6 protein-coding genes are annotated in these 8,163 nt (G+C 43.1%); all 6 read right to left on the reverse strand.

Annotated elements, in window-relative coordinates:
• Window positions 1–1,257: hypothetical protein (locus LZG71_RS30260; RefSeq protein ID WP_233827008.1), on the reverse strand; the 1,257-nt coding region annotated here is incomplete at its 3' end.
• Between the two features lie 646 nt (window positions 1,258–1,903).
• Window positions 1,904–2,344, reverse strand: coding sequence for a hypothetical protein (locus LZG71_RS30265; protein WP_233827010.1), 441 nt, complete (start codon window positions 2,342–2,344; stop codon window positions 1,904–1,906).
• 123 nt (window positions 2,345–2,467) lie between these two features.
• A complete protein-coding gene (locus LZG71_RS30270) occupies window positions 2,468–4,825 on the reverse strand; it encodes a T9SS type A sorting domain-containing protein (protein ID WP_233827012.1) in 2,358 nt (785 codons plus the stop codon).
• Between the two features lie 259 nt (window positions 4,826–5,084).
• Entirely contained in the window at window positions 5,085–6,899 is a 1,815-nt protein-coding gene (locus LZG71_RS30275; RefSeq protein WP_233827014.1) for an SdrD B-like domain-containing protein, read from the reverse strand.
• A 110-nt stretch (window positions 6,900–7,009) separates the two neighbouring features.
• On the reverse strand, window positions 7,010–7,645 hold the full coding sequence (locus LZG71_RS30280) for a response regulator transcription factor (protein ID WP_233827016.1): 636 nt from the start codon (window positions 7,643–7,645) through the stop codon (window positions 7,010–7,012).
• A 182-nt stretch (window positions 7,646–7,827) separates the two neighbouring features.
• Window positions 7,828–8,163: LuxR C-terminal-related transcriptional regulator (locus LZG71_RS30285; RefSeq protein ID WP_233827018.1), on the reverse strand; the 336-nt coding region annotated here is incomplete at its 5' end.

The following is an 8,163-nucleotide window of genomic DNA, read 5'->3' on the forward strand; positions in this document are numbered from 1 at the left end:
TGTCGCAGTTATTGTTATTGGGAAAGCGCTCTCAGAATAATTCCTTTGAATTGCAGCCAATTGACTCCAATTAGTCACAGTTATAACCTCAGGCGTTATCCCTGTACTACTTATTTCTATAGTTATCGGGTAGGTCATCTCGTATGACGCCGAAGGATAAAGGTTAACCGTCGCCCTTAGGGAGTCGCCAGCTGCACACAAACGACTGGGTTTTACCTCCAAGTTTAGCTCTGACGCTACAAAGCATGAAACCTGCTCCTCACTTCCACATGGCGAGGTAATCACAACCCGGTAAGATTTACCCGGGACAATACCTGATATAGATGCCGAACTCAGCGTTGTCGCGGAGGTAATATCGGTATCCGGGACAAGGGTGGAAATCACGGAAGCAGTATTACAGGCACCAGCAGAAACCTGCTCGACCCGGTATGTGTAGTAGTCGGAGCTAAAATCAGTAATAGGCGCACCGGCTCCATCTACGAGTTTTGCATTCGGAAATTCATAAGTGAAGCCACCTCCCATACAAGTAATTGCTGGAACACCCAATGAAACCTTTCCAGTTGGTTTTGATGGCTTGAGTATAATACTCTGCGTGAAAATGTTTCCGCAATTGTCTTTTACACGCACGAAATATTTCCCCTCTGTCAGTGACCCGCCACCAAAACTTGATGCAGAGCTATAAGGTAAACCTGTATCTGTACGATTAGCCCCTCCATCTGCTTCCGGCCACATAGCATACTGGTAATTAGCACCCGTCCCGCCGTTATTATATCCACCGGTGGCAGCAGCGTTAATTGTACCCGTGCCTGCGCAAGCCATTTCTCCCGTAAGGCTCATGCCTAATGGAGAATGAGCATCAGCGACAGTTACCGGAATAGACTTGGCCGGCTCACCTGTGCATAGAAGGGTGAGCGTATAGTCTCCCTCGGCCAAGCTGCCAAACACAGGAGAATTCTGCTGGATTTCGCCAGCTATTCCACCTCCGGACAGCTGGTAAATTGTTGTGGTAGCCAAAGTAGGTGCCGTAATAGAACCATTACCCGGGCAAGTTGCAGGCGTAGTAGTAATATCATCCAAGGTGATACTTCCGCAGGTTTGCGCATTGGCGACTTTTGCAGATAACAATAGAAAGACGACAACTAATGAAGTAATCGTACATCGCTTGATAGCCGATAAGATCTGCAACGCAACTGTTGTTTTTAACATATTGCTCGTACTAATACCTGGCTGTCCAGGTACATTGGTAAAATAGGTCATGGTTTTGAATTTCAGGATTACTGAGAAAATTGATTGAGAATTAAGAAATAATGATAATCAGGCAGAGGGCGGGATAATGCATACTTTTTCTAAGTATGTATTACTATCAATACAGACGCACTACTTATAAATTACATTGGCTTTAACAGAGAACACATTGATAAAATCGGGATAAACATAAAATTAGTACCACAATAAATGAAGCGCATGATATTAAATAATCTTAAAACTCTATCTACCTGAGCATTCGTACTGCATTGGTCGTATAGATATCTGTTTACAAAATTGGCAGCATGATTCAAATCCGGCAATCATCCGTTCAACGTATTTTTTGGCCGCAGTGGAGGTATTATAGTACCTCGGCTTATGTACCTGATTGGCGGGATGAATGATCGAATTTCACACAAGTAATTTTCAACTACAAGTCCGTGTTCAGCTACAAACGTTGATATATGCCGGGATCTCATTTGCTGAGAACCCAGGTTCTGATGCTTTCTGGTGGTAAAATCCAAAAAAACGACCACGAATTAATTCTTAACGTAAAAAGCAAAAATACGAACGGTTATTAATATACGTTATTGTTGCTTTTACAATTTGTTATGACTTCATCTGCTACTCGTTTGATTCCACTGTAATGTACATTAGCCTATATTGAACCGCTTCTGCGTCTGTGCGTTGCACTTATATGTTTTTCCATTCCCGGAAATAATTTCATAAACCAGGAGACATCCGTTTTACCCACATCGATTGTGAATTTTGCGGCACCTCTAATGGAATAACCATCAATGATCCCTTTTGATATATAAATCGAATACAGCAATTGCGCTCTGGACTTTTTATCATAAACCCTGATGCCCGTAATTGTGTAAGTGCTGCTCTTTTCGATTTTTAACCTCTCAAAGATTTTTGTTTCATACAAAAATCTTCGCCGGTACCTCACATTGGGATCATTCCTGATTCCGATAAGCAAGCCTACGTCAATTTGTTCCTGGAGAAATCCGAACTCAGCAGGCAACTGTTTCAGCACGTTTTTCAATAGTTGAATTTCCCAATCGCGGATCCTTAGTCTTTTGAATATCTCGAACATTGTGTGCGTGATGATGTGTGAATAGTACGGATTTTCAACTTACAAATGGCAAAGTATTTTCATAAAACGAACCTTCAGACCTTTTCAGGCCGGAAGGTTCGTATCTTTTGTTGTCAATGGGTTTTATCTGCTTACAACAATTTTGTGTGTACTTATTTTACCATCCGAATGGCTAATTTTTATCAGGTAAATACCCGCAGAAAACGCCTTGACATTGATCCCGTCCGGTGAAACAGCGCTTGACTGATAAACGGTTTTTCCATTCATATCAACCATCGTAACCCCATTTACCTTTTTCGTCTCCAAATCCTTTATCTTCACAACATCGGATGTCGGGTTCGGATAAAGTATTATAATGGAGCTACTTTCCCCAAACGACACACTCTGTATGTGGCTATAGGCAAAGGTTTCATCGTTGTCGATCATTTTCAAACGATAATAGTTTAAGCCATCCACAGGTGTGCTGTGTTTGAATATATATTTTTTAGCTGCCTTGCTTTCTCCTGAAGCCGTCACCATACCCGCAACATTCCAATTCGTAGCATCAGCACTATGCTGTACTTCAAATCTGTTGCTGTTACTTTCTTCGGTAGTAGTCCACCTCAAATCAGTGCTGGTTTCTATTTTGGTGGCCGTAAACGACATAAGTTTAACAGGTAAGGAAGTTGTAAATGGTACACGGATCGTTTCAGGATCTGATTCTACCCCTGCCTCATCCTTTACGGTGTAGGTGAATATAGGATCCGGAGAAACACCTGTTAATCCCGTTGTCGATCCTGAAGCGTCAGGGTCAATACTTACCTTAGTTGGATCAAAGTTGGTAATTGCAAGAGGACTATTTACCGGATTACCATCGTAGTACAAAGTGCCGCTGGTAGCCGGAGACAGTGTAACCTCTCTGCCGGTCAGGTTTGTTGGGTAAGCTCCATCTTCATGGTCGTCACCTGTAAACAGTGTAGATGTAACAGGACTTGTGGCAGCTCCTCCGGGGTTTGGGCGATCAGTATCCACTGCTTCATATACCACAGGTTTTTCTTCAATCCCAAAGTTTTGTTGGGTTACATTGATAGAGCCCGTCGAAACCGCCAGTACTCCATCTGGCGAACCATCTCCGGCACCAGTGTTCCCCGCTCCATTTTCACCTGTTGTTATCCAGTTGGTTGGAAGTGTATTATCAATGGGTGTAGTATTGGTGTCGGTACCCAGTGGATAGTTGACCGTAGATAACTCAATGGTATAATTCGAATTTTGCAAAGCAGGAAAGGAATACGTGTTACCGGTACCCAGGTTTACAGCATCAATTATTACGCCGGCATCGTTGACCAGGTAAACATACATGTTTGCCGGAATTGATAAGCTCGCATCCGCTCCATCGATAAGAGTATTGCCGTTGGCATCATCGAATACAGTGCCTGAAATCAAAATGGGAGAATCCAGCGAAACGCTCATAACGTATGTATCCCCAGATATTTCTTCGTTCCTTGACCACAATGGTGTGTATGCCCCTACTGGTGCTGTTGCATTTCCGCTGCTACTTCTTACTTCACCACCATCACCTTTCAAATACATCTTAAAAGTAATGTTGGTAATACCCTCACCTGTAACGGCCACACTGCCTGATGCCGCGTACTGCGTAATACCATAGTAAGTGGTTCCCTGAGTACTACGCCCATAATTTCCCGCAGAATTATGAATAGTATTGCCCGTTACTGAGAAATAATCACTTCCCGACAATTTTGATAACCCATACTGAGTGCCTACCAAATCAAATTCCGTAGAAAAACCCAAAAGATAATTCGGGTTGCCGCCTACATCCCACCAACTATCTCCTCCTAAACCAGCCAAATGTATAACGGGATTAGAAACAGGCCGATTAAATGTCAATGTAATATCGCCATAGTATATCCTGCCGTCGATAGGATAGAGATTATGTCCATAACCTGAATTTGCAGCAGAGGACTGTATTAAAGCATCCGAGAATAAAGTTATATCGACGCCTCTGTTCGAATTAACCCTTATTCCGCTGCCAGGAGTGCAGGTGGCACATGCCGTAAACATTGAATTTGTGGAACTGCCAACATAATCCATCAATCTGTAAACCCAGTCCGGAGGTATGGGAGAGTTTTGAGTCTCGGAAATAGCTGAACCAAAACTCACCCCATAATCGGTTGGCAGCCCTTCTAAGGTTCCAACCGGCATTCCGGGTCCAAACTGCTGATTGGAAATAGAATAAGTTACCGTTGTTAGCGGTGTAAAGTCTGTATAAGTAGTAGTTGTACCTGTATTCTTTTGCAAAATGACATTTACATTTGATACACTCGGTCCCTCGGCAGTTAAAGAGGAGCCCTGTGGTCCCATTTCCAAAGTAGTCTGTGAAATTGCATTAGAAAAAGACAATAATAGAAACAGCAACGAATAATAATAAGTCCGCCTGCTATCCATAATTTGCCATTTTTTTGACCTGACTTGTAAATTTTTCATTTTCATGATTTTGTTAAATTATTAGTTTTAGATGAGAGGAAGAGTCCTTCTGACTTCTCTATGACTAAGAGAATGTTACAAAACCCACTCTCATATTATAAGCGACGAAGCAATTCAGTGATGAAATTAGCTTTATCAGGATGTGTCAAACATGGTATGATCAGTTATATTAAAAAGTGCAGACGGTCCTTCCGCGCGCATTTTTGGATACTACCGAAGCCTCATGTTGAGTATTGGGAAAGAGTTAAACTGTCTGTCTTTATTGCTTCACAACCAATACCCGTGAACTTTTTTCAACTCCATTTCTTAGTTTAGTCCGCACGACATAGATACCTGCCGAAAGTTTGTCTACATCAATTCCTTCCACAGGGAAAGCGCCTGCCTGGTATAAAACCCGGCCCGTAAGATCCGTGAGCGATACTTCGCTCACGGAGGCAATCAAATCAGGATTCAGGAACAGTTTCTCGGAAGCAGGATTGGGAAACAAAACCGCATGATCATCTGAATTTCCGGTCCTCACGTGCTGAATGCGGCTGAACGTAAAACGCGTATCAGCATCAATCATGCGCAATCTGTACAAAGCATCGCCGGGTGTGGGGTTTGTGTGTGTATAGTGATAGTTTTTTACCGAACTGCTTTCCTTTGAGGCAAAAACGGTCCCGATCTTTTGCCATGATTTTCCATCAAAACTGTTTTCAATCTCAAAGCGGTCGCTGTTACTTTCCATTGAAGTTGCCCATGTGAGCACAACGGTTGTTTCTACCTTTTTTGCAGTGAAGCTAATCAGGGTAACAGGCAGAGCGCCTTTTATACCAGCATCAATGTTCAGATTAAATTCATTGTTAGCCAGGGTTATCACGCCCGTTTTTCCGTTGGTATCTGCATCGCTGTTTCCAGCATCACTGGCACTTCCGGCAGAGGTGGTGAAGCTATATCCTGAAGGTAAATTACTGAATCCAATAATGTAATCTCCTTCCAAAAGATTTCCAAAGTAGTATCGGCCAGCAGCGTCTGTGGTGGTGGTATCAAGCGGGGTTACGCCATCTCCTGCATATAAGATCACCTGCACTCCCGACACACCTGTTTCCGCGTCATCCTGCAAGCCATTCATATTACTGTCCATCCAGACAAAGTTGCCGATTCCCGAATTGTATATAGGTTCACCACAGATTTCACTGTTGAGATTTACAGTGGCAACTTTAAAAATACAGCCATTCCAGGTGATCACACAGGTGTACTTGCCATCATCAGCCGAAGAATATGATGGAAATACGAGATCTTTTGAAGTTGAAATCTCTACGCCATCTCTTGTCCATGAATAACTTGCACCTACTACGTCTTCTGCACTCAGTGTGTAATTCTGACCCTGGCAAGGCTGTTGTGTATTGGTTACCTGGCCTGCTTCCGGCGCCCTTACAAATATCTGGATTTCAGAAATATTGCCACACTGGTCAGTGACCTTTACATTGTAAGCTGTTTCTGCTTCCAGAGAATCAACTGTATACTTATCGGGAACAGCGTTCCCGATGGTAATGAATGTACTATCCGTCGTCATTTTCATTTCCAACTTAAAGGGACCATACCCTGCGAATTCAAAGACAACCAATCCTGTTGGTGCCGCCATGATCCGGTTATTTCCCCCTCCACCTCCGCACTTCTGAGTCACACCAATCACGGGAGGGGTAGGTTCGCCCCCAACTGTGGTATTCAAATAATAATATTGACCACTACAATTAATTTCGATCCAATAGTCTCCCGAAGGCAAGTTCAAAAAACTGTTGGAGCTCTGAGGATCCATTGAATAAATGCCAGAAGGCGGTCCGGCGATAATCTTATATTCGGCTGTTGGTTCCGACTCTGCACTGGATTTGACAACAAGTGACCCAACCGGTGCGCAGTTTGCCGGGGTCATAATTGCATAAGCAGTGTCTATGGGAGTAAGACACTGGGAATTAACCGTGCTTGGGATTTGAAACAACATAAGCAGTAAAACTGCAAACTTCACATTCATCATCCATGCTGCACGCCAACGCAGCGATTTTGGCGCATTTATATCTTTGGTATTGATTTTCATAAATTAAATTATTGATTGTATTGAAACCCTCACATTGAAGAGGAAATAAGAATTTTGCCCACAAGTGATCAGGAAAACCACAGGCTTTAAGTAGAGAGTAGCAGCAGCGTCTAAGCTTCTGATTTGAACACTTCCTGAAGTTGGATCACATTACTTACCTTCATTTTTAAAAAAACATTTCTTTTCATGGTGCTGACAGTCGAAGGCTTGATATTCAGCTTTTCAGAAATCCATTTGGTTCCGTTTCCCTGGGTAAGGTATGACGCCACCTGGTTTTCACGCGGACTAAGCCGTCTGTCCTTTTGTGATTCCGGAAATCTGGGCGTTAGCAGCGTGTTGCTTATCAGGATTTCCAGCACAGCAGGTGCCAGATAGATCTTCCCTCCCAATACTTTCTCAATGCAGGAGGCAATTTCGCCGGAAGGGTTTTCTTTCAGGATGCAGCCTTTCACTCCCAATTTTAGATACGCTAAAAACTTCCCTGAATCCACATGCTGATCGTATATGACCAGGGGGACGGACGGATACGAAGCCAGGCAGAACTTCACAATGCGCAAATTTTCCTGCACCACGCATTCATTTACACCCAGAATGATCAGGTCAGGTGTTGGAAAATCTTGTTTTGAACGGGCGCTGTGAATGCTCGTGCTTCCAAAAAGAGATGCTTGCCCGAACTTCGCTCCGAGAAAATGGCGTAAACCTTCCAGAGCTATTGGATAGTTGTCAATCAATAAAATCTTAGACATGACTAATACCTGATTTTTAAGTTAGTGTGATGAAAGTGTCAATAAAACGATTCAAATAATCTTGTAACGATAGTATATATACGACAATACAATTGGGTTGTTTTTAATAAATAATCCAGCCTAAAACGATAGCGGATTTATGAGGATACCATGCGTGCTCAGACAAGCGCGCAGCTGCTTCATTAAACTTCGCTCTGGTTTTCCGAAACCCTGTCCAGCGCCTGAACCAGATCTTTGATGTGATCTATATTCAGCTTCTTGAATATGTTCTTTTTAATCGTGCTGATCGTCGAGACTTTCCGGTTCCTGTGATTGGCTATACTCGTAATGCGGTCGCCATTGGCAAGAGACCTTGCTATTTCATATTCATTGCTGGTGAGGCTTTTGACCTTGTGTTTCCTGAGGTGATTTGTCGGCAGCCATTTTGGAAGTAAAACCTCCATTACTTCATTGCTGATAAAGTTTTTACCATTCTCAACCTGCGAAATACATCTCAGCAATTCGGGTCCGTCGGAGCT

This window comes from Dyadobacter sp. CY312 (assembly GCF_021390535.1).
In the GTDB taxonomy this organism is placed as follows: Bacteria; Bacteroidota; Bacteroidia; order Cytophagales; family Spirosomataceae; genus Dyadobacter.

Coding starts and splice junctions, on each gene's coding strand:
- LZG71_RS30270 (WP_233827012.1), bottom strand. CDS start 4,825: ATGAAAAATTTACAAGTCAGGTCAAAAAAATGGCAAATTATGGATAGC.
- LZG71_RS30280 (WP_233827016.1), bottom strand. CDS start 7,645: ATGTCTAAGATTTTATTGATTGACAACTATCCAATAGCTCTGGAAGGT.
- LZG71_RS30265 (WP_233827010.1), bottom strand. CDS start 2,344: ATGTTCGAGATATTCAAAAGACTAAGGATCCGCGATTGGGAAATTCAA.
- LZG71_RS30275 (WP_233827014.1), bottom strand. CDS start 6,899: ATGAAAATCAATACCAAAGATATAAATGCGCCAAAATCGCTGCGTTGG.